This is a genomic window from Bacillus sp. FSL K6-2841, assembly GCF_037976435.1.
Lineage (GTDB): Bacteria > Bacillota > Bacilli > Bacillales > Bacillaceae > Bacillus > Bacillus pumilus.
Genome location: NZ_CP150266.1, coordinates 279,915 through 301,149, shown reverse-complemented (window position 1 = coordinate 301,149; position 21,235 = coordinate 279,915). Strand labels below are relative to the sequence as shown.

The window sequence follows — 21,235 nt, the reverse complement described above, 5'->3', positions numbered from 1 at the left end:
GTGTCGTGAGCCTGTCTAAATACCTCAATATTTTGCTGGACATGTGTCTCTATGGCAACAACACACAAACCAAGTAATCATGCGCATAACAGGAAAAAATATTCATTACTATAGACTCATTTACAAGTCATAAAAATCCTTCTAATTGCTACACCATTATCAAAAACAGTCATTTGAACCTATTCAACAATCCGACTCAAAACCTTAAAATATAAAATGTTGAGTTTTTACAGGAGATATCAAATCATAATTTACAAGTTTCTCCTTTCAACTTAGTGTCATTTTTACTATTTGAAGCTGTGCAACCTAAGAAACGCACTGAAGTATTGACAGTACTTTCGCTTCATTCTACAGTAAAAAACATACAGTATTTTTCTTTTTGTGCAAAAAGAACGATATGAACTAAAGATTTCCAATGAAATTCACCATAAAACCCGAGGAGGAAAACATCTCATGTTTAAAAAGAAATTATCCCTGTTTCTTCTGATCTTGTGTGTCACTGTTATCGCTGCTGCTTGTAGTGGTGGAAAAGAAAAGTCAGCTGCAAAGGAAAAAGATACAAAATCCCTTGATGCAGCAGAGGTAAAGGTAGAAAGTGCTGAGTACACATTACCACCTCAATACGATACATCTGTACAGGATGATCAGTATGTACTAAAAGTGAACGTATCTGTAAAAAATATCAGCAAAGAGCCTCTAAATGTTGATAAAAGCAACTTCACGCTTTACCAAGATGACTCACAGGTGTCTACGATCTCTCCAGATGACTACAACGAAGTATTATCTTCAAGCTCTCTAAATGCAGGAAAAGTATCAAAAGGCGGTCTTTTCTTTGTTGTTGACAAAGAAAAAGACTATCAGCTTGTGTACAATGAGCCAGGTAGTGGTTCTAAAAAAGATGACAAAACACTAGAATTCGATATTAAAGGTAAAGACTTAATGAAAAAAGCAGAAACACTTCAAGCATCTGCAAAAGCTCTTTCTTCTTATATTGATGTCATGATTTTTGGTAAGAATAACGACGAGTTCGAAAAACTAACAGGTGATAACAAATCAACTGTTGTAAACCAATTTGATAAATCATTCAAACAAGGCTACATCACGTCATCAGGTATTTCTTCTAGCTCAGCGAAGGACGAAAACCTTGATAAGCTTTTAAAAGCTGTAAAAGAAACATTAGCTGAAAAATCAAAAGTATCAACAAAAACAAAAGCCATCAGTGGTGATAAAGCCGTTGTGACTGTAACTCTTACACCAATTGATGCAAGCCCGCTTGTCGATCGTCTAAAAGAAAAAGCGACTGAGTTCTACAGCAAAAACCGTACTGCGTCTTATGATGAAGCACAAAAATATTTACTCTCGATCTACCCAGAAGAGTTCAAAAAATTAGGACCTTCATCTTCTGAAGAAACAGTTGAAGTCAACATGAAGAAAAATGACATCGACCAATGGAAACTTGATTTGAACGATTACAAAACAAGCTCATTAGTTGAAAAGTTCATCAAGAACTAATGAAAAACCCCCGATGCCGGGGGTTTTTTCTTATCGTTTTTCGTTTGATAATTACAGCCAAGAAAGTAAGATACGGTCTATTACGAGGGATTTTCTTTTGCTGCTTCATACTCTTTTATCACCTCAACCGGATCAACCGCATCCTCCTCTTGTGCGTATTCCTCTACATAAGGATCCATTAATTTCTCAAACTTTTGCTCATCGTCTACTAAAGCAATATACGTTTCATATCCTTCAAAATCAGATGGATATAAATGTGCAACGGAACTACCCGTTTCTAATGCCTCATCTATCGCTTTTCTTAATTCCAATAATCCTTTCCTGTTCCCCAAAATAAACGCTTCAAAATGGTGTGTTTGTTGAGCATATATATTACATAGCTCTAGCACATCATCGTCTTCTGTTTGATAAGACATACACGAATCACCTCTTTTAAAAAATTAGGATAATAATGTAAGTTCCACCTTCCATTATGCCATTCCTTTCACCCGATCGTGAATCTCTTTTATATAAATCTCTGGATATAAAAAACTTGCAGATAAAATCTACAAGTTTTTACTTTCTTTATTTCGCAAGCATCCATTTTTCTTTCATAAACAAGCTTCTCACGATCACAAACAAGATGACGACTGCCAGTGCTGAGGAGCCGAGTGTCAGAGTGATTGACATTGGATCGATGATGCCAAACATCAATTGCTTACAAAGCGCGTGAATATTAAGGAATGGGACAGCAAAGTAATACGTATCTAGCTGCGTAGCACCTGCTCTCATGGTAAAGAACATTGGGATCACACCTAATGTAATGATCATGGACATGTACGATTGTGCTTCTTTTACTGAGCTTGAAACGACACTGAGTAGCAGTTCAATCATCGATACCATGAATGAGAAGATGATAAGCGCCGCAAACATGACGGCGATAATGCTCCACATTTGATCACCAAAGTTCAGTGCTTGTTTTAGCTTTTCTGTAAAGAGCAGCGTGGATAAAAGCAGCATACCGATCGCCACAATCCCACTTAAAATCCCGAACATGGAGACAGCCAGCCATTTTCCGATGAGAATTTGGAGTCTGCTGGCAGGTGTCAGGAACAACGCTTCAATGGATTTTCGGTCTTTTTCACCCGCTACAATATCAAGCGCAGCAGGCAAAGCACCTGAGATAACGGAGGTCACCAAAATCATTGGAAGAAGAATCGACAAAAGCATAGAGGTCATGCCATTTTCTCCTTCTTCGCCCTCTTCTACATCAACGGCCTGCACCTGAAATGGGTGAACAACAGACGTATTGATTTGATCAGCGGCTAAACGCTTTTCTACGACTTGGTTTTGATACTGCTCCAGTAAGGATTGCAGCATTTGAACCGTGATGACCGAATCATCATCTGTTGTATACCCATGAATTTTAATTGCAAATGATTGTTGATGCTGAAGCATGTCGTCTGCCTCTTTCGGCATTTCCAGGTAAGCATTCGCCTTTCCATCTTTGACAGCTTGCTGCGGGTCATCAAATGTTTCAAGTGTGAGGTTTTTGACCTCTTTGACCATTTGATTCATTTCAGTTGGAAGCTTTTCATTCACTGCGACCGTATAGGTTTCATCTCCTGGATCTGCAATCATGCTTTCATAAAAGAACACCAATCCAAGCATCGTCAAAAGAGGAATCAGCACTGTTAAGAGCAGCGTTTTCCGGTCTCTTAGCGCATCTGTCATTTCTTTTTTAAATACGGTTTTCCACATTATGAAATCCCCCTAGCGAGCTTCGACATAAAGATATAGTTCAAGTCATCACTTTGTTCCTGTGTATATAATTCTGGAAGTGTCCCTTTATACACAAGCTCTCCTTGATGAATCATCATGACACTGTCACAAAGCTGGCTGACTTCTTCCATGATGTGGCTTGAAAAAAGGATGGTTTTATTTTGCTGCTTGAGCTGATGAATAAAGTCTCTGAAAATATTACTTGATGTGATATCCAAGCCTGTTGTCGGCTCATCAAATAAAATAATGTCAGGATCATGAATCAAGGTTCTGGCAATCGCCACCTTTTGTTTCATTCCTCTTGAGAATCCTTTCACCTTGCGATCCATGTATTGTCTCATCCCAAAACGCTTTGCCAAATCCTCTATTCTTGCTTTGATTTCATGCTGATCTAAGCCATACAATTTGCCAAAGTATTCAAGGTTTTCTCGTGCCGTCAAACGATCATAAAGTCCCGTCTCACCGCCAAACAAGACACCAATTCGCTTTTTCACTTCTGTTGATTCTTTCACCGTATCAAAGCCTGCGACAGTGACTGTTCCGTGCGTAGGTTCTAATAATGTGGCTACGGCGCGTAATAATGTGGTTTTCCCTGCACCATTTTCTCCTAGGATGCCAACAACTTCCCCTTCCTTCACGGAGAACGTCATATGCTTCATCGCTTTTACGACCTTTTTCTTATCTTTAAACCAGCAGCTGCAATCGCTGAGAGTAATCATGTGGTTCGCCCCTTTCAACTTTCTAAGTCTATGATAGAAAAAATGACGCTTCCTTGACATAAAAATGTCGCGAAACGTCCTTTTTCTGTCTTGAAATGATCTATTTTAAAAAAACAAATGGTAAAATAGACAAATAATAAGAAGAGTCATAGGTGATTTTTATGATAAAAGTAGGTCTCGTTGATGATTACCGAGTAGATTTAGAAAAGCTGCATGCCATTGTAGGCAGAATGGAAGCTGTGGAGATTGTCTTTGTCACACAGTCAGCAGAGGATGCATACGAGAAGGTCAAAAAAGGAGATATTGATCTGTTGTTCGCAGACATTGAAATGCCCGGAATGTCCGGTTATGAATTAGCGGATCTCATTCACTCTCATGCACTGAATGTCGATGTTGTATTTGTGACAGGAAACAGCGGATATGCGGTCCATGCGTTTGATTTAAATGTTCACGATTATATTATGAAGCCCTACCAAGCCGATCGAATTGCCAAATCCTTAGAGCGCTACTTGTCCACCAAGCAGGAGAAAAGCATTCATGGACGGCTTCTCATTAAGCAGCAGTCAGATATTCACGTGCTGCAAAAGAAGGATGTCATTTTTGTTGAGCGAACAGGCAGGTCAACCACCATTGTCACAACAACAGGAGAAATCCAGACATATCAGACACTAAACGAGTTAAAGGGCGATCTAGCTGAAAAAGATTTTATCCGCTCTCACCGATCGTTTATCATCAATATTCATTACATTAAGAACTTCTCGGCGTATGCCAAAAATTCATTTATCGTGTCTTTTGAAGGTACAGATAAAAAAGCCATGATGACCAAGCAGCAATTAGAATACTTTAAGAAATACTATTTTTAAGGAGAACGAACGTGAACGCTTTCTATGTTGGATTCCGCATGTATGCTCTCATATGCCTAGGTCTTGCGTTTCATGCAGCAGCTGAAGCTTTTCTGCATCTATCATCAGGAGTGCTGTGGCTCCTCACTTTTTGTGTGATTTGTCTTTATATATTTTTCATATACAAAAGGTTTTTGCCTCATGTGAGTGGTTATGTGATGTTGGGTGCTTTTGTGCTCTTTACCTGTGCAGGCCTTTCCCTTTTTCTGACGCAAGGAAATGGATGGAGCCCTCTTTTGGCTTTTGTGATCATCATCACAACAGATATCCTTGCATTGAAGATGATGCAGACGGAGAGACGATTAAACGGTCGGCTTCAAGAACTGATCAACGCAGAATCAAGAACCAATGAATTGCTGCTTGAGCTGCGCAGTAAACATCATGAAACAGCTAGACATTTAAATGCCTTTTCCGCGTCGAACGACGAGCATGAGATCAAGGATTTGATTCAGCAATACGTGAAACATTTCCCTTGGATTAAAGGAGAAAATGCTTATTTGGCCTCAACCCTGCATTCCTTTTTCCAACGGGCTGAAAAAGAGGACATTGCCCTTTCTCTAGACCTTCAAGCACCTTTTTCATCGCTTCCCTTTTCTAAGGCGGATCAGGTTAGTTTCACTGGAAACTTGCTTGATAATGCCCTAGACGCAGCGATTGAAGCGAAGCAAGCCGGGAAAGAGGGCAGCATCTCGATTGCGACCTCTATTCGGAGTGGGCTCTTTTTAATCCATTGTGAAAACAGCACAAAAGGAATGGAAAAACACGTGTTAGACCATTTGTTCAAAAACTTTGGCCGCTCCACAAAAGGCGGCGATCATCAAGGAATGGGGACGTATATCATTCATCAGCTTGTTGAAAAGGCAGACGGTACTCTTGATTTTACTTACCGTTCTCCACATTTGCGGCTCGTCATCAAAATTCCCCTCACGATGTCATAAAAAAAAGGTGCAGCTAAGCACCTTTTTTGATTAAGAGAAAATGTGGTCAATTTGATTGATTTCCTCTTTTGTTAATTGAACTTCGTTTGTTTTTAGGTTTTGCTGAACTTGCTCAGCTCGTTTTGCACCTGGAATAATGGCGTCGATGCCGTCCTGTGCTAAAAGCCAAGCGAGTGCGACGTGTGCCGTTTCGGCGTTCTTTGATTGTGCAATTGCCTTTAGCTTGTCTACTTTTTCGAGGTTTTGAAGGAACGCCTCGCCTTGGAAAAGCGGATCTTTTGCTCGAATATCATCAAATGTCGCATCCTTCGTAAATTTACCAGTCAACAAACCTGACGCCAACGGGAAATAAGGAATAAAGGAAATACGATGCTCGACGCAGTATGGGAGAAGATCCTGCTCTGCCTCACGTTTCAGCAAAGAATACTCTGACTGAAGCACATCTAAGTAGCCATCTCGATTAAAGGCTTGAAGCTGTTCAAAATCAAGGTTAGATGCACCAATGGCCCTGATTTTCCCTTCATCCTTCAATTCCTTTAATGTGCCTGCTACTTCTTCCAGCGGCGTCCGGCCGTCCGGGAAATGCATATAGTATAAATCAATATAATCTGTTTGCAGTCGTTTCAGGCTATGTTCGACCTGCTCTCTTAAAAAGTCCCGGCTGTTATCCAGCTCAATTTGTCCGTTTACTTCTTTATGAGCCCCCTTTGTCGCAAGGACAAGGTTTTCTCTACCGCCTCTTTTGGCAATAATCTCACCGATCAATTCCTCTGAACGGCCCAGCCCATAAATAAAAGCAGAATCTAAGAAATTGACACCTTGATCAAGAGCTGTCTCCACAAGCTCTCGTCCGGCATCTTCACTCAGGTTCGGGAACAAATTATGTCCACCTACCGCATTCGTACCAAGCCCTATCGGATTCACCTGTAAATTAGTTCGTCCAAGCGTTACCTTTTTCAAAAGCTCATCTCCCTTATCTGCTTAATCATCCTTATTTTCCCATGAATCCTTTACAACATTCAAGTATCCTGCTCTCTGAAGCAGCAACACCCTCACTTCAAGATTTTTACCTAAAAAACATTTAAAACTGATAATAAATCTACAAGTTAATTCTTATTAACCGGTATATTAGACTTACAAATTTCCTTTTATTAATGATTTTTGTGTAAATTTCTTTCAAAGATAGGGACTAAAACCTATTCCTCATCATGATTAAATTTCGATAGAATGAAAAGTGCAAATCGTCATAAGGAGATTTTCCCCTGTAACACCCGAATATACCATCCTATCTGTTTCTTTTTTCATAGTCAGATAGCGGGAATGAAATGACGAAAGAAAAGCAAAGGAGCATCAACTGTGAATCTTAAAAAAATAAGTGCACTCCTCATGATTTCGTTCGTGATGATCATCTCTGCAGCTTGCCAGAGCTCAGCAAAATCAAGTAACGCTGATCAAAAATCAACAAAAACAGCAGAGGTAAAAGTCGATAGCTACGAATATACGTTACCAGAAGACTCAACAACTACGCTAAGAGACAATGAATTGGTGCTAAAAGTCAACCTGACGATTACAAACAAAGGTGACAAAGCTCTATCATTATATAGCTCTGACTTCTCCCTTTATCAGGACGATGCCAAAGTATCTGATTTGAAATTTTACGGCAGTAAAGACCGTCTTGACCTCGGTTCATTGAACAAAGGAAAATCTCAAACAGGTGCTCTTTATTTCCTAGTAGACAAAGGGAAAAAATATCAGTTCGTGTACCAAGACAGCATCAAGAAAAACAGTGATTCGATTGAAATCAACCTAGATGGAAACAAAATATTGGATACAGCGAAAAAGCTGGATAACCCTGCAAAAGCGCTATCCGCTTATACGGATATCATTGTATTTGACAAAAAGAACGATCAATTTGCAGATTTAACAGGTGACAACCAATCCGATGTCGTGAATAAATACCACGACATGTTCGTAAAAGACTTCAAAAGAACCGCCGGCATGTACGGCAATGAAGTAAGTGACCGTGATATTCTGTCGATGTACAAACGGATTCAAGACACCATGAAGGAAAAAACCAAAGTAGAAACAAGTGTAAAAACCATCTCTAATGACGAGGCGAAGGTTGTCGCTCAAGTAACAGGTATTGATGCCTCTAACTTAAAAGACAAGCTAGACAAGCAAAGAGATGAGTTTTACAACGGCAAGATCCGCTCTAAAGAAGAATTGTATAAGAAAAGCTTAAACTTGTACGCATCTGAATTCGAGAAGCTCCCCCCAGTCTCCAGCCCGGCTGAATACGAAGTGAAAATGAAACGTAATGGGGATGGTCAGTGGAAAATTGACCTTAACGATTATAATACATCACAGTACATGAGCGGTTTTATTAAAACAAGATAATCTTGAACTAAAAAAAGACGCTGGCACAATGAAAGTGCCGCGTCTTTTCTTATGCTATACCGTCGCCTCTTGCTCTTCTTTCACCGCTTTTTCAATATCTTTAAAACGGCTCGATACAGTAGACGCACTAATGCCATACTTTTTCGCTATTTGCGCTTGAGAAAGCGGGGCATCACTTGCAAGTGAATGAATGTAATATTCGATTCCCGCAGCAAATGATGCTGCTTTACGGATCACAGGTGATTTCTGATCACAATAGGCCTTCCACACGGTTAAAGCGCCATCAGTCAGGCTTTGGTCCCCGTGTTCCTTCATTCCGTCTTCAATCAGCTTAGCTGTTTCCAGTTGAACGTCACTTGCCCAGTCCATGCGATCTGCTGTTAGACCTGTATCGCCTTCTGTTTGAGCAGATGTTTCTAATTCTTCTACTTCTTGCTTCGCAAACAAACACTTCAACACATCAGGGAATGATTCTCTCATAAATGTGCTGCGCGTTCCTCCATTTGCCTCATATGCTTCAACAAGCTGACGAACTTGAAGAAGAAGCGTATCTGTAAACTCTTTCGCAAACATCGTATATTGAATGAAAAACTCTGCTTTTTCTTCAAATTGAACAGGGAATCCAAGTACGAGACTTCCCTTTTCAGGCAGCACTGTTTGATCCGGTTTTACATCTACTTCAACCTTTTCGGCTGTCACCATATTCTCAAAGTAAAGAGACTCGTCCGTTTTTTCATTTAATAAAAGCAAAGATGGCTCCATACCTGTCCATGATTGAACCACTTGTTTTGTTTTCGGACGGGTAATATCTTCCGCTTTCTTTGTCAGGAATTCTTGGAAGATGGTTTCTTTCTGATCGGTTAATGGACGGAAAAAGATGCCCCATACACTCAAATGAAAGACTGAGATTTGTTGCGTTTCTTTATCCATATCTGCAAGAAAAGAAAACTCATTAATGAATTGATTGATGGCTCTCTGATGTTTAGAGAATGCGTAATTCATTAAATCCTTTTGAACTTGTACAGCTTCCTTAAACACAAGCTCAGACGTTTGTTCTCCGCCTGACTTTTGACCACAGCAATGTTTATATTTTTTTCCGCTTCCGCAAGGGCAGAGCGCATTTCGTTTAATTTTTCCCAAAATAAAACCTCCGACATTCTAGTCTAACCTCACTATTTTAACAAACGATTGCACAGGAGAGTTTTATTTTCAAGAAAAAAGAAAAATCAGAATGATCAGTTAAATAATAAAGATACTTGAAGATCTCGATAGATCATAGGAATAGCAGTCTTTTTCTGTTTATTTTCTCCAATCATTCCAATAGATTTTTTTCAGCTCATTCCCTCAAATAACTGCTTTGCTTCAAAATAAAAGATTTGAACAAACTTCTTCGTATTGACTCTGCCAGTTGATCCTGCGGATGAAGAGGTCTTCTGCATTTCTTTCATTCTTTGGCTGACATCGGTAAAGTCAAAAAACTTCGACGCATAGTGCTCAAACTTAGGATTCGAGAAATCTGTTAATCCTAGTGAAGCAAAATGATTCAAGGAATGATGAATAGCGCGTCTAATCCGCTGCTCTGCCGCTTTCACTTCCCTCATCACTTCGACATCGGTTGCCCCATGATCCAGCTTCCTCTCCGCTGTTTTGATAAAGAGCTGTTTTAGCGGCGGGAAATTAACCTCATGAGAATTGGCTGACTGTGTTTCATGTAAATAGATCAGGATCTCTAGTAAATCCTTAGATCCGCTCTCTCCAACAATTCCTAGTTCGGATAAGAGAAATTCCCCCGCCTCTTTCATCGTCCTTTTCTTTAACCCAGCACCCGTTGTATTATGAGAAATCACTGGCTCTAACGGCAGCACATGGCGAAGGGAAGCTTGAATATCGTAAATCGATTTCTCAAGCTTAATCCGCTCCATGACTTTTCGAATCACACTGACAATTTCAATTCGATTGACAGGTTTATGAATATAATATTCGATCCCTAATTCATAGGCCTCTGCCATCATTTCTTTCGCCTCTACTTGAGAAATCATCATGATTTTGCCTTTGAATTCAGGGTGAATATGACGTATGGTTTGAATGCCATCTCTAACAGGCATTAAAAGGTCAATCAGAAGGATGTCTATTTTTTTTAGGTTCAATGAATGGGCTTCTAATCCAACTCCATCATCAGCTTCATCCACGACCTCTCCCAAATCTTCATCCTCAATGATTTGTCCTAAAATCGAGCGTATTGCACGATCATCATCTGCAATGAAAAACCGCATACACTCACCCTCTCTGTATTAAATTTTGTATAGGAAGGATTAGCTGAAAAGCTGTTCCCTTTGTTTCTCTTTGTTCGATTTTAATTGTACCGCCAAGCTCTTTAACCAGCTCTTTCACATAGGATAAGCCAATCCCAGTTGATGGTGTTCCATATGCATCAAATTTGGAAGTATAGCCTGGATCAAATACGATGTCTCTCATTTTTTCTGGAATTCCCGGGCCATCATCTTCAATCCGAATCTCTATTTTATCATGACTTCCTTTCAATACGAGTGAGATCATTCCGTCATCCTTTATGGCTTCAACCGCATTTGCCATTAAATTATTAATGAGCGATAAGAAAATGAACACATGGTAATCATGCAAATGAATGCCTTTTATATCAGATGTAAAGGAGATGTTTTTCCCTAGAGAGAGCGCATATTTTTCTTGAATGCGGAGGACAATTTGAACGAGCTCTTCCGCATTCATATAGTCTTGCATATTTTCCTTAGAAATCAGCTTCGAAAGCCCAGCATAAATACGCTGATTGTCCTTTTTCACTTCATGGATTTCTCCTGCGAGCTTCAACAGTTCCTGACTCACTTCCTTGCCTGCTTCATGTTCATGCATTAGACGATAAAGCCTGTATGATTCTTGCGTAATATGCTCTGTATGTTTTAACGTTTTCTTTAAATGAACCGTTTCTTCATATAAATTAGAAATAACCAGCATCATATGTTCATTTTGTTTCATGATCTGCTTCTCTCTAGATTGTGCCTCATACAGCTTCATCATATTAAAAAAGCTGATCACCACAAAGCTGTGAGCAAACGCAATGAGAAACATATCACTTAGCTTTGATAGCGTCATCGTTGTATCAAATACTAAATATTGCACAAACAACTCAACAAAATCAGCCACTAATTCAATCATCAGACCAATGATCCCAATAAAAATAGAGCGCTGTTTAAAACGTCCCGTACGGACGGCAAAGAACAGGAATGCATATGTAAAATAGAAAAAGAAACTTGGGAATTGCTGATAAAATGATGCGGCGAAACCAGCATGATGCTGAATTAAATCTAAGCCTACTCGAAAAAGCACAATGGCTGCGCCTGTTAAAAAGCCGGGCAAGAACGGTCTAGATTTCCTTAAGAGTAATAAACAAAAGAAAAACGCAGGTGCGCCAAAGCTGATCCGGAACGTCTCATTCACAGGATAAAACTTCAGTTCTCCTGCAAGCGGCACAATCACCACCATAAAAATTAATATGAATGCGTCTTTTTTAACAAGCTGGTTTAAACTCAAATGACTGACATCCCTTCCCCTTTTTGCATAGCCACAGTATACAAGGAGACTCTTTTCTTCACAATGTACAAAAAAATAATTTTCACAGCACCTTATTTCCCCAAAATCCTTTTTTATGACTATTCACCGAGATGGCATGGTGACCTTTCAGCTATTCAGCATTTTGGTGATTGTCTACAATAATGGGAATTGTTTAGACAATGATCGACAAACTGATTTTTATTTGTAAGTTTTTCTGTAGATTTTCGTCAGATTGTGTAGTTTCCAAGATAAATTGAATGAACAATTTTAGTGAAACTATATGTAAGCGTTTTCTGAATTTTCACTAAAAACCCTTTTTGTTTTTTCGCCGCCAAAGCCTTCATTTGAACATATATTTAGGTGTAAAGGAGTGGTACAAGCAGCGCATGACAAGTTCTTTGAAGATGTGTAACATGTTTTCGTGCCTATTTGATCGCATTTTTTGTCATCCGCCAATTCAATAGGGTACTTTTTGATTTTTGATTGGAGGAATCGTATGAAAACAGCAATTTCTAATAATACACAACACGCATGCCAGTCTTCTGTTGATCAATGGGCAGAAGAAATTCGTCCGTATTACAAAAATGGACAAAATGCTGGCTACATTCCAGCACTCGGAAAAGTGAATTCCTCTCAACTTGGTATCAGCGTGATAGGCCCAGATGGATCATCTGTACGATATGGTGATTGGGACGTTCCCTTTACCCTGCAAAGTATCTCAAAAGTCATCAGCTTTATAGCTGCCTGTTTAGGAAGAGGCGTTCCTTACGTCTTGGACCGGGTAGATGTAGAGCCAACTGGTGATGCATTTAATTCCATCTACCGTCTTGAGATGCATAAACCAGGGAAGCCCTTTAATCCAATGATTAATGCTGGAGCTATTACCGTATCCTCCATCCTTCCCGGAAAGACTTCTACAGAAAAGCTAGCATATATTTTCGATTTAATCGAAAACTTAATAGGAAAGCGTCCATCTGTTAGTGAAGAGGTTTATCAATCAGAATGGGCAACTGCGCACCGCAACCGTGCTCTTGCTTATTACTTAAAAGAAACCAATTATTTAGAATCCGATGTCGAAGAGACACTAGAAGTGTACCTAAAGCAATGTTCCATCGAGGTCACAACTGAGGACATCGCCTTGATTGGACTCATTATTTCAAGTGATGGCTACCATCCCTTTAAACAAGTCCAAGTCATCCCAAAAGATATCGCAAGACTAACTAAGGCATTGATGCTGACATGCGGCATGTATAATGCATCTGGTAATTTTGCTGCTTTCGTAGGCGTACCAGCCAAAAGTGGTGTGTCTGGAGGAATTATGGCTTGCGTTCCGCCAAGCGCAAGAAGAGAATTCCCTTTTCAGACAGGCTGTGGAATCGGTATTTATGGTCCCGCCATTGATGATTGTGGTAATAGCATTACCGGTGTCATGATGCTGAAAAAGCTCGCCAAAGAGTGGGATCTCAGTATTTTTTAAAGAAATAGGATGAATTAGAAGAGGTGATGTTATGAATGGTTTATTAACAACAACAAATGGTTTTCTATGGTCATATATTATTGTTGCACTATTAATTATTGTCGGCCTTTATTTCACATTCAGGTCTCGTTTCCTTCAAGTGCGTATGCTGAAGGAAATGGTGATCGTTCTGAAAGAAGGAACAAATAAACAAAAATCTGGCGTATCACCATTCCAGGCCTTTGCTATTAGTATGGCGGCTCGGGTTGGAACTGGGAACATTACTGGGATTGCGATCGCAATTGCCATGGGTGGTCCTGGCGCTATTTTTTGGATGTGGATTCTAGCCATTATTGGTTCTGCGTCAAGCTTTGTTGAAAGTACGCTTGCCCAAGTGTATAAAGTAAAAGATCCATCAGGCTTTCGCGGTGGTCCCGCCTACTATATTGAAAAAGGCTTAAAGAAACGCTGGATGGGGATTTTGTTTGCTGTATTAATCACCATTTCTTTCGGTATTGTCTTTAACGCTGTACAGTCGAACACCATTACTATTGCTTTTGAAAATTCATTTGGCACAAATCGTTTGATCGTAGGCGTCATTATGGCTATTGGATTTAGTATCATCATTTTCGGCGGGGTCAAGACGATTGCCAAGATGGCTGAATACATTGTGGTCTTCTTAGCTGTCGCTTATATTGGTATTGCTCTTTTTGTCATGATTACAAACATTACTGAACTGCCTGGTGTGATCCAGACGATTATTTCACATGCATTCGGTATTGAGCAGTTTGCAGGTGGTACCATGGGTGCCGTCATTATGGAAGGGATCAAACGGGGTCTATTCTCAAACGAAGCTGGGATGGGTAGCGCACCAAACGCTGCTGCAGCTGCCGTGACGAGCCACCCTGTAAAGCAAGGATTGATCCAAGCATTTGGTGTCTTAATTGATACACTGATTATTTGTACAAGTACTGCCTTTATCGTTCTTTTCTCAAGTGCATATAAAACGACAAAATTAACAGGTATTGAGCTTACTCAAGCATCTTTGAGTGAACACATCGGTCCTTGGGCTTCTGGTGTTCTTGCTATTATGGTTTTCTTATTTGCATTTAGTACGCTGATCGGGAATTATTACTATGGTGAAACGAACATTGAATTCCTTAAATCAAGCAAAGCCTGGTTGATTGGATACCGTATTGCGGTCATTGCTATGGTTTTATTCGGTGCTGTAGCAAGTGTTCCTTTTGTTTGGAATCTTGCCGATCTGTTTATGGGCTTAATGGTCATCGTCAACCTCATTGCCATTACCATGCTGTCCAAAGTCGCCTTTGCAGCATTAAAGGATTATTCACGGCAGAAAAAAGAGGGGAAAGATCCAGTCTTTTATAAAAATGCCGTTCCAAACAATGAGAACATTGAATGCTGGGACGATGAACCTGCTTCGTTGAAAAAGAATCATATTGGGTAAAATCACAAAAGCTCTGGTCCCCTGACCAGAGCTTTTTTCTTTAGTTCAAAAATTCGAGTATGAGTTTGTTCACTACTTCTGGTTTTTCATGATTGATCCAATGAGAAGCATCATCGACAAAAATCAGTTGACCATTAGGGCAAATCTTCATCGTTTCCTTCGCCAGCTTTCTGCTTAAATACTTGTCCTCCATCCCCCAGATCATGCGAACAGGTACTAAAATACGTTTAGATATCGGCTTTTCAAAGCCGCCCTTTTTAATCGCGCGATACCAATTAAGCATCGAGGTCATGGCACCTGGCTGCGTCCAAGCCAGCTTATAGCTTAATACATCTTCTTTTGAGAACAAGTGTGGTCTTGCAGTTAGTCCTATCGCTTCATCCAGCTTTTGAAAGTGATTTTCTTGGAGTGCTGCCTCTGGCACATTCGGAAGCTGAAAGAAAGCAATATAGGAGCTCTTCTTCCACTGTGGCGGATAAAACGGAAGAACCTTCATCATCACCCGCGGATGCGGCATGTTGACAATGATTAGTTTCTCTACATATTGAGAACGTGTGGATGCCAAATGCCAAGCAACTGCCCCGCCCCAATCATGCCCCCCCACAATCGCCTTTTGATTCGGACTAAGGGTCTTAATCAACCCTACGATATCATCTCTCAGTTGATCTAATACATAGGATTCGATTCCTTCTGGCTTATCACTTAGATGGTAGCCTCTTTGATCAGGAACGACGACACGATATCCTGCCTCGGCTAGGGGCATAATTTGGTTCTTCCAGCCGTACCAGAACTCAGGAAATCCATGCAGCAGTATAAGCAGCGGGCCATCTTCAGGTCCAGCCATTGCTGTGTGAAGTGTTACACCATTTGTTTGGATTGATTGAAATTCAATTTGCTCCATCCCTTTGCCACCTTTCTCCTTGTTCTTTTATTCTTCCAACATAGCATATTTTCCATTTTTCAGAAAATAAAAGCACTCCCAAAAAAACCTTCACGAAGGTGAAGGTCTAGATTGTTGACAAAAGGCTAAAATGATCTTGATTTTAGCCTTTTGTCTTCTTTTCAGCGTGATAGAAAACCTTTGCAGTCTAGAAAGGACGAGTACTGGCGCGGAGCGAATTTGTCATTCGTGAGCACCAGCACGCAGGACTGACAACGAATGCGAGGGTTTGTCTACACGCTGAACCTTCACGAAGGTGAAGGTCTCGGTTTATTTCATATAATTCAGCACCCAGATCAACCCATTTTTGCGGTCCTGTACTTGTCCGTGAAGTGCGCCAAAGAACGTATCCTGTAATTCGACCATTACATCTCCATCAGCTTCCAGCGCTTCATATACAGCCTTTAGTTCTTCTTCATTGTCAAACTGCATAATCAATCTGAGATGTTCGGGCTTTGGTGTGCGGCCAAACGTATCTGAAAAGTGGAGCAGTGATTCTCCAAGGTGCAGTTCTGCATGCAGCACACGGTCTTGATGTTCATTTAAAATATGAATATCCCCGCCAAAAATCCCTTGATAATATTGAAGAGATTCCTTCACATCGTCTACCACAATATAAGGACTAACACTAATCATACCCCTCATCCTCCTCTTGTTCCGTCCATCTTCTCTTTTATAGCTTATCCCAAATCGTATGAAAAAAGGCACAAATCGTCAACGGATTTGCACCTTTTTCTCATGAGGATTTCGCTAATTCACTATGTTTGTTTGAATACGCTGCGTACATGACGACACCGATTAACAGCCAAACACCAAAGTAAAGCCACGTCCGGCCTGGTAAGTTGAGCATAAGGAACAAGCAGCAGCCCATTGAGATAATCGGTAATACCGGCACAAATGGAACCCGGAATCCCCTCTCAAGCTGCTGATGTGTCTTTCTCAAAATAAGCACAGATAAACTCACCATCGCAAACGTCAATAAAGCACCGATATTCGCTAAATTGGACAAGTCCTTTAAATCAATAAACCCTGAAATAACAGCTGTCATGCCGCCAATCATCCATATGCTTGCAACAGGCGTATCGCTTTTGTTTGTTTTCGAAAACATTTTAGGCAAAAGACCGTCTCGTCCCATCGCATAGGCAATTCGAGTTGCTGCATAATTATTGGCGAAAATCACAGCCATCAATCCAATGACCGCACCGACAGAAATAATACCGGCCACGCTATTTTGATGTACACTTTGCAGCACATAGGACATAGCCTCTGTGACATTCAGTTTTGTATAGTGCACCATACCTGTCATAATCAAACAAACGACAATGTAAATGATCGTGCAAATGAGTAATGAGCCAATAATGCCAATTGGCAGGTTCCGCTGCGGATTTTTCACCTCTTCCGCAGAAGCAGAAATCGCATCAAATCCTAAGAAGGCAAAAAACACAGCAGCAGCACCGGCAATGACACCTTCTGCACCAAACGGCATGAATGGCTGCCAATTGGCTGGCTGTACATAAAACCCGCCTACTACAATGAAAAGAACAATAATACCGAGCTTCACAAACACCATGATATTATTGAATTTTTTACTTTCCTTCGTTCCTCTAGATAAGATCCACGCAATTAGTAAGGCAATGATAATGGCTGGCAGATTCATATATCCGCCTTGTTCCGGCCCCGCTAAGAATTGATGGGGAATCGAAATTCCAAACCCCTCAAGCAAGCTGTTGAAATAGCTCGACCAGCCACTGGCGACAGCTGAAGCAGTCAGCATATACACGGACAATAACGTCCATCCCATTAGATGACCGACAAGCTCACCCATCGTTGTATATGAATAAATGTACGCACTGCCGAAAACAGGCAGCGCTGAAGCCATTTCTGCATAGCAAAGTGCTGCCAAACTGCACACAATCGCTGCAATGGCAAAGGAAAAAATGACAGCTGGCCCTGCATCCTTAGCCGCTGTAATTCCGGTTAACACCATGACCCCCGTGCCGATCACTGCCCCAATACCAAGGAGCGTGAGATCGAGCCCGCCCAGCGTTTTCTGTACCTTTTGCTGCCTGCTCTGCTCTAACAAATCGTGAATGTGTTTCTTACGAAGAATATGTCGCAAACCCTTTCCCTCCAAAACGTTAGAAAAACAAAAAATCATTCAAATTTCATTATAGCAGAATAGGTACTACGCATTCACAACCAATTCACGTAAATCCTTCTTCATGATTTTACCAAGCTTATTTTTTGGCAGCTCCTGTGTGAAATGAATGGAGGGTACTTTGTAATCTGCCAAACGTTCCTGGCAATAGTTCACCACATCTTCTTCACAAAAATCGACGGAATCGTCTTTTACGATATACGCACTTGGCACTTCACCATATAATTCGTCCGGTACCCCAATGACAGCTGATTCAATCACACCTGGAATTTGATCAATGACTTCTTCTACTTGGTCAGGATAGATATTATCCCCGCCGTACAGAATCACATCTTTGTATCTGCCTGTGATGAAAAGAAAACCGTCTTCATCTAAATAGCCTGCATCTCCCATATGGAACCAGCCATCTTTGAGTACCTTCTCTGTAGCGTCAGGCTGATGATAGTAGCCTAAGAAATAAAATGGGCTTCTCATGACGACTTCGCCAATTTCTCCAGCTGGCAATGTCTCGTCTGTCTCAGGATGCACGATTTTCACTTCTACATCCGGGTCCACTTTACCCGCAGAGCCCATTTTATCCTCGCCCATCGCTGGATGCCACGCACTCACAACCCATGCTTCCGTACTACCGTAGCCATGCATCATCTGAATGCCTACTTCTTTGTAATCTTTAATTAAGCGCACGGGCACCTTCGTACCGCCAGAAATCGCAATTTCAAAAGATGAAAGATCATACGAACCGCGTTTCATTTCTTCTAGCATGTACGTGTAAGCTGATGGAAAAGCCATCATGAACGTAATTCTTTCTTTCTCAATCGTTTCTAAAATGCGCTTCGGTGTTGCATCATGTAAGAAGACAAGCGTATACCCTTCAATCGCCGCTGCAATGAGATGGTTAATCGAACTCATATGATATAAAGGGTGACTCACTAAATACCGTTTTCCTCTTAAATCAAATCCTCGATTCCCACGTCTTTTTAAAAATTGATAGATTCGTCCGTGTCCGACCATACATCCTTTTGGATTGCCCGTTGTCCCAGAGGTGAATAAAATCATCGCTAGATCCTCTTCTGATACCTCTTCAGCAAGGTTACTTCCATCATTTGAAGCCAAAATGTCTTCAAACAGCTGTGTTGTTTTCGCATTGACACCTGATTCCACCATCAGGCAATCTTCTAAAGACACATTCACTGCCGCAATGATGTCACGGAATTCACGATCAAAAAATAAAGCCTTTGGCTCTGCTTTTTTCAAAATACCTTCTAGCTCAAAGGAAGTAAGCTGCCAGCTAAGCGGAACTGCGACTGCACCTGCTTTGATGACTGCCAGCATAATCGTAGGGAAGTGATGATGGTTTTGACTAATAAAGCAAACACGGTCCCCTTTTCGAATCCCCTTTTGGTGTAAGTAATGAGCGAGCTGGTCAATGCGCTTTGCATATTCTTCAAATGTATAAGACACACCCCCGCCAGTTACCGCTTCAATTTGTGATGAGCGTTCCATTCTGTCGTTAAGTAATGCCTGTAGTGTATTCAATATCTTCATCTCCAAACGTTTGATTTACAATAGCCAATTTCCAATGAATGGGTTGGCAGATTTTATCTCATTCACATTCTAAAATAAAACCAGCTGAAAGTAAAATCATTTCAATTTGGAATTGTTCTTTATATTAATTGATAATATAGGTAATTTTATATCCGTCTTCCATTTTGGTTTAAATGATGATAACTATTATGATAAGATAGACCTAGTAATTGATCGGAAAATGCGAATGCAATAGGAAAAGAGGTATGGAGAATGCAACATTTCGAGCTAGAGGCAAGTTTATTAGACCATGCGCTGACAAAGTATTTAAAGGCGACGAAACAAATAGATGAAGAGAACATCCCGAAAAACGTCACGAATGTGAAAGGGTTTATTTTACGCATCATTTATCGTCATCAATCATGTACTGTGAAAAATATTCTGCAGGAAGTTTCATTATCTCCCTCTGCAACAACAACCGCTCTCAATCACTTAGAAGATGAAGGGCTGATTATCCGCTCTCGAAATAATAATGACCGCCGTACTGTATGGATTGAACTCTCTGAATCTGGTGAACAAATTGCAAAACAAATGATCGACAACCGCCAATTGCTTGTTAATCAACTGTTCAACCATCTTTCAGAAGAAGATAAAAAAACATTTTTTGAATTAATTGAGAAAATGATGGACGAGCACACATTAAAGGCTTAGGAACATTCCTAAGCCTTCTTCTTTACGGCTTTAAGATGACCTTTATACAATCATCCTTCTTATCATTGAATATGTGATACGCATGAGCGGCATCATCTAACGGCAATTGATGTGTGATGATCGCCCTAGGATCAATTTCACCAGTTGTCACTTTTTGATAGAGCTTTGACATGTAGCCTCTAGCCGGAGCCTGACCCATTTTAAGGGTGACGTTTCTTGCGAAAAAGGCACCTAACGGGAACATATTGTATAGACCGCCGTACACACCCGTCATCTGCACCGTTCCACATTTACGGACGGCTTTTGTGGCAATTTGAATCGGTCCGATCGTTCCACCTTGCAGCTTGAGTTTCTGCTCAATTTTTTCAAGCGGCGACTTCTTCCCGTCCATCCCCACACAATCGATCACAACATCGGCACCACCCTTGGTCAGCTCCTTTAACGTTTCTCCCATGTCGGGATCTTCTGTAAAATCAAATACTTCTACACCGCTCATCCGTTTTGCATGTCGCAGACGGTAATCAATGTAATCGACCGCAATCACACGTTCTGCTCCTTTTTGCCATGCAAATTGCTGCGCCATTAGCCCAACAGGTCCACAGCCTAACACAATGACCGTATCACCTTTTTTCACACCGGCGTGCTCCACACTCCAATAAGCAGTTGGGAGAACATCAGATAAGAACAGCAATTGTTCATCCTCCAGCTCACAATCATCAGGGATCTTAAACGGGGTGTAATTGCCAAAAGGCACGCGTAAATACTCTGCCTGTCCTCCTGGGTAGTTCCCATATTTCTCACTATATCCAAAAAGTCCACCCGAATCGTAGTGCGGGTTTGAGTTGTCGCATTGGCTTTCTAAGTGGTGATGGCAATATTGGCATTGACCACATGCAACGGTAAATGGAATAACGACACGGTCTCCCTTTTTTACTGCCGTGACATCTGGGCCAACTTCCTCCACAATCCCCATTGGCTCATGCCCAATCACATAACCGATTGGAAGCGGGAAATTCCCCTGATACAAATGTAAATCAGATCCACAAATTGCTGTTGATGTAATTCGAATGATCACATCTTCCCGATCTTGAATTGATGGTGCATCTACTTTCTTCACTGCGATGCTATTTTTCCCTTGGTAAGTAACAGCTCTCACATGCATTT

Annotated in this window: 19 protein-coding genes; 7 read left to right on the top strand and 12 right to left on the bottom strand. The window is 40.8% G+C overall.

What is annotated here, in order from left to right:
• Window positions 1–453: 453 nt before the first annotated feature.
• Window positions 454–1,512, top strand: a complete 1,059-nt coding sequence (locus tag MHH68_RS01665; protein WP_339164827.1) for a DUF4352 domain-containing protein — start codon at window positions 454–456, stop codon at window positions 1,510–1,512.
• An 80-nt stretch (window positions 1,513–1,592) separates the two neighbouring features.
• Here the strand turns inward: MHH68_RS01665 and MHH68_RS01660 are convergent, their stop codons facing one another.
• The 3 genes from MHH68_RS01660 to MHH68_RS01650 all read right to left on the bottom strand — a co-directional run bounded on the left by MHH68_RS01660 (window position 1,593) and on the right by MHH68_RS01650 (window position 3,992).
• Window positions 1,593–1,928, bottom strand: a complete 336-nt coding sequence (locus tag MHH68_RS01660) for a hypothetical protein (protein ID WP_144463146.1) — start codon at window positions 1,926–1,928, stop codon at window positions 1,593–1,595.
• 148 nt (window positions 1,929–2,076) lie between these two features.
• Window positions 2,077–3,252, bottom strand: a complete 1,176-nt coding sequence (locus tag MHH68_RS01655) for an ABC transporter permease (protein WP_058015228.1) — start codon at window positions 3,250–3,252, stop codon at window positions 2,077–2,079.
• A complete protein-coding gene (locus tag MHH68_RS01650; protein ID WP_044139233.1) occupies window positions 3,252–3,992 on the bottom strand; it encodes an ATP-binding cassette domain-containing protein in 741 nt (246 codons plus the stop codon). Before MHH68_RS01650 ends, MHH68_RS01655 begins: the two co-directional genes overlap by 1 nt.
• A 161-nt stretch (window positions 3,993–4,153) precedes the next feature.
• Here MHH68_RS01650 and MHH68_RS01645 point away from each other — a divergent pair, with 161 nt between their 5' ends.
• Both MHH68_RS01645 and MHH68_RS01640 read left to right on the top strand, forming a co-directional pair.
• A complete protein-coding gene (locus MHH68_RS01645; RefSeq protein ID WP_058015227.1) occupies window positions 4,154–4,855 on the top strand; it encodes a LytTR family DNA-binding domain-containing protein in 702 nt (233 codons plus the stop codon).
• A 284-nt stretch (window positions 4,856–5,139) separates the two neighbouring features.
• Window positions 5,140–5,832, top strand: coding sequence for a GHKL domain-containing protein (locus tag MHH68_RS01640; protein ID WP_235567071.1), 693 nt, complete (start codon window positions 5,140–5,142; stop codon window positions 5,830–5,832).
• Between the two features lie 30 nt (window positions 5,833–5,862).
• On the opposite strand, the gene MHH68_RS01635 is transcribed toward MHH68_RS01640, so the two are convergent.
• Window positions 5,863–6,792 carry an aldo/keto reductase gene (locus tag MHH68_RS01635; protein ID WP_044139230.1) on the bottom strand — a complete coding sequence of 310 codons (930 nt, stop codon included), beginning with the start codon at window positions 6,790–6,792 and terminating at the stop codon, window positions 5,863–5,865.
• 396 nt (window positions 6,793–7,188) lie between these two features.
• Here MHH68_RS01635 and MHH68_RS01630 point away from each other — a divergent pair, with 396 nt between their 5' ends.
• Window positions 7,189–8,229, top strand: coding sequence for a DUF4352 domain-containing protein (locus MHH68_RS01630; RefSeq protein WP_169057451.1), 1,041 nt, complete (start codon window positions 7,189–7,191; stop codon window positions 8,227–8,229).
• A gap of 54 nt (window positions 8,230–8,283) precedes the next feature.
• Here the strand turns inward: MHH68_RS01630 and MHH68_RS01625 are convergent, their stop codons facing one another.
• The 3 genes from MHH68_RS01625 to MHH68_RS01615 all read right to left on the bottom strand — a co-directional run bounded on the left by MHH68_RS01625 (window position 8,284) and on the right by MHH68_RS01615 (window position 11,793).
• A complete protein-coding gene (locus MHH68_RS01625; RefSeq protein WP_058015224.1) occupies window positions 8,284–9,369 on the bottom strand; it encodes an SEC-C metal-binding domain-containing protein in 1,086 nt (361 codons plus the stop codon).
• 191 nt (window positions 9,370–9,560) lie between these two features.
• Window positions 9,561–10,502, bottom strand: coding sequence for a response regulator (locus MHH68_RS01620; RefSeq protein ID WP_058015223.1), 942 nt, complete (start codon window positions 10,500–10,502; stop codon window positions 9,561–9,563).
• A gap of 4 nt (window positions 10,503–10,506) precedes the next feature.
• The gene (locus MHH68_RS01615; protein ID WP_144463152.1) at window positions 10,507–11,793 is read right to left on the bottom strand and encodes a sensor histidine kinase; all 1,287 of its coding nucleotides are present in this window, start codon (window positions 11,791–11,793) and stop codon (window positions 10,507–10,509) included.
• A 517-nt stretch (window positions 11,794–12,310) separates the two neighbouring features.
• Here MHH68_RS01615 and MHH68_RS01610 point away from each other — a divergent pair.
• Window positions 12,311–13,291: a glutaminase gene (locus tag MHH68_RS01610; protein WP_339164821.1), complete on the top strand. Its 981-nt coding sequence runs from the start codon at window positions 12,311–12,313 to the stop codon at window positions 13,289–13,291.
• A 31-nt stretch (window positions 13,292–13,322) separates the two neighbouring features.
• Entirely contained in the window at window positions 13,323–14,738 is a 1,416-nt protein-coding gene (locus MHH68_RS01605) for an alanine/glycine:cation symporter family protein (protein WP_058015221.1), read from the top strand.
• Window positions 14,739–14,778: 40 nt separating this feature from the next.
• On the opposite strand, the gene MHH68_RS01600 is transcribed toward MHH68_RS01605, so the two are convergent.
• From MHH68_RS01600 to MHH68_RS01585, 4 genes are all read right to left on the bottom strand, one after another.
• The gene (locus tag MHH68_RS01600; protein ID WP_169057455.1) at window positions 14,779–15,639 is read right to left on the bottom strand and encodes an alpha/beta hydrolase; all 861 of its coding nucleotides are present in this window, start codon (window positions 15,637–15,639) and stop codon (window positions 14,779–14,781) included.
• A gap of 309 nt (window positions 15,640–15,948) precedes the next feature.
• Window positions 15,949–16,314: a VOC family protein gene (locus tag MHH68_RS01595; RefSeq protein ID WP_169057456.1), complete on the bottom strand. Its 366-nt coding sequence runs from the start codon at window positions 16,312–16,314 to the stop codon at window positions 15,949–15,951.
• Between the two features lie 100 nt (window positions 16,315–16,414).
• Complete coding sequence (locus tag MHH68_RS01590) at window positions 16,415–17,797, bottom strand: amino acid permease (RefSeq protein WP_058015218.1); 1,383 nt, start codon at window positions 17,795–17,797, stop codon at window positions 16,415–16,417.
• A 66-nt stretch (window positions 17,798–17,863) separates the two neighbouring features.
• Window positions 17,864–19,372 carry an AMP-binding protein gene (locus MHH68_RS01585; RefSeq protein WP_339164819.1) on the bottom strand — a complete coding sequence of 503 codons (1,509 nt, stop codon included), beginning with the start codon at window positions 19,370–19,372 and terminating at the stop codon, window positions 17,864–17,866.
• Window positions 19,373–19,633: 261 nt separating this feature from the next.
• Here MHH68_RS01585 and MHH68_RS01580 point away from each other — a divergent pair, with 261 nt between their 5' ends.
• The gene (locus tag MHH68_RS01580; RefSeq protein WP_012008812.1) at window positions 19,634–20,071 is read left to right on the top strand and encodes a MarR family transcriptional regulator; all 438 of its coding nucleotides are present in this window, start codon (window positions 19,634–19,636) and stop codon (window positions 20,069–20,071) included.
• A 22-nt stretch (window positions 20,072–20,093) separates the two neighbouring features.
• Here MHH68_RS01580 and MHH68_RS01575 read toward each other — a convergent pair whose 3' ends face one another.
• Entirely contained in the window at window positions 20,094–21,227 is a 1,134-nt protein-coding gene (locus tag MHH68_RS01575) for a zinc-dependent alcohol dehydrogenase (RefSeq protein WP_058015216.1), read from the bottom strand.
• Window positions 21,228–21,235 lie beyond the last annotated feature (8 nt).

Excerpts from the sequence above, each read along its gene's own strand:
- MHH68_RS01665 (WP_339164827.1), top strand. The coding sequence starts at position 454 with ATGTTTAAAAAGAAATTATCCCTGTTTCTTCTGATCTTGTGTGTCACT.
- MHH68_RS01660 (WP_144463146.1), bottom strand. The coding sequence starts at position 1,928 with ATGTCTTATCAAACAGAAGACGATGATGTGCTAGAGCTATGTAATATA.
- MHH68_RS01655 (WP_058015228.1), bottom strand. The coding sequence starts at position 3,252 with ATGTGGAAAACCGTATTTAAAAAAGAAATGACAGATGCGCTAAGAGAC.
- MHH68_RS01650 (WP_044139233.1), bottom strand. The coding sequence starts at position 3,992 with ATGATTACTCTCAGCGATTGCAGCTGCTGGTTTAAAGATAAGAAAAAG.
- MHH68_RS01645 (WP_058015227.1), top strand. The coding sequence starts at position 4,154 with ATGATAAAAGTAGGTCTCGTTGATGATTACCGAGTAGATTTAGAAAAG.
- MHH68_RS01620 (WP_058015223.1), bottom strand. The coding sequence starts at position 10,502 with ATGCGGTTTTTCATTGCAGATGATGATCGTGCAATACGCTCGATTTTA.
- MHH68_RS01610 (WP_339164821.1), top strand. The coding sequence starts at position 12,311 with ATGAAAACAGCAATTTCTAATAATACACAACACGCATGCCAGTCTTCT.
- MHH68_RS01605 (WP_058015221.1), top strand. The coding sequence starts at position 13,323 with ATGAATGGTTTATTAACAACAACAAATGGTTTTCTATGGTCATATATT.
- MHH68_RS01600 (WP_169057455.1), bottom strand. The coding sequence starts at position 15,639 with ATGGAGCAAATTGAATTTCAATCAATCCAAACAAATGGTGTAACACTT.
- MHH68_RS01595 (WP_169057456.1), bottom strand. The coding sequence starts at position 16,314 with ATGATTAGTGTTAGTCCTTATATTGTGGTAGACGATGTGAAGGAATCT.
- MHH68_RS01580 (WP_012008812.1), top strand. The coding sequence starts at position 19,634 with ATGCAACATTTCGAGCTAGAGGCAAGTTTATTAGACCATGCGCTGACA.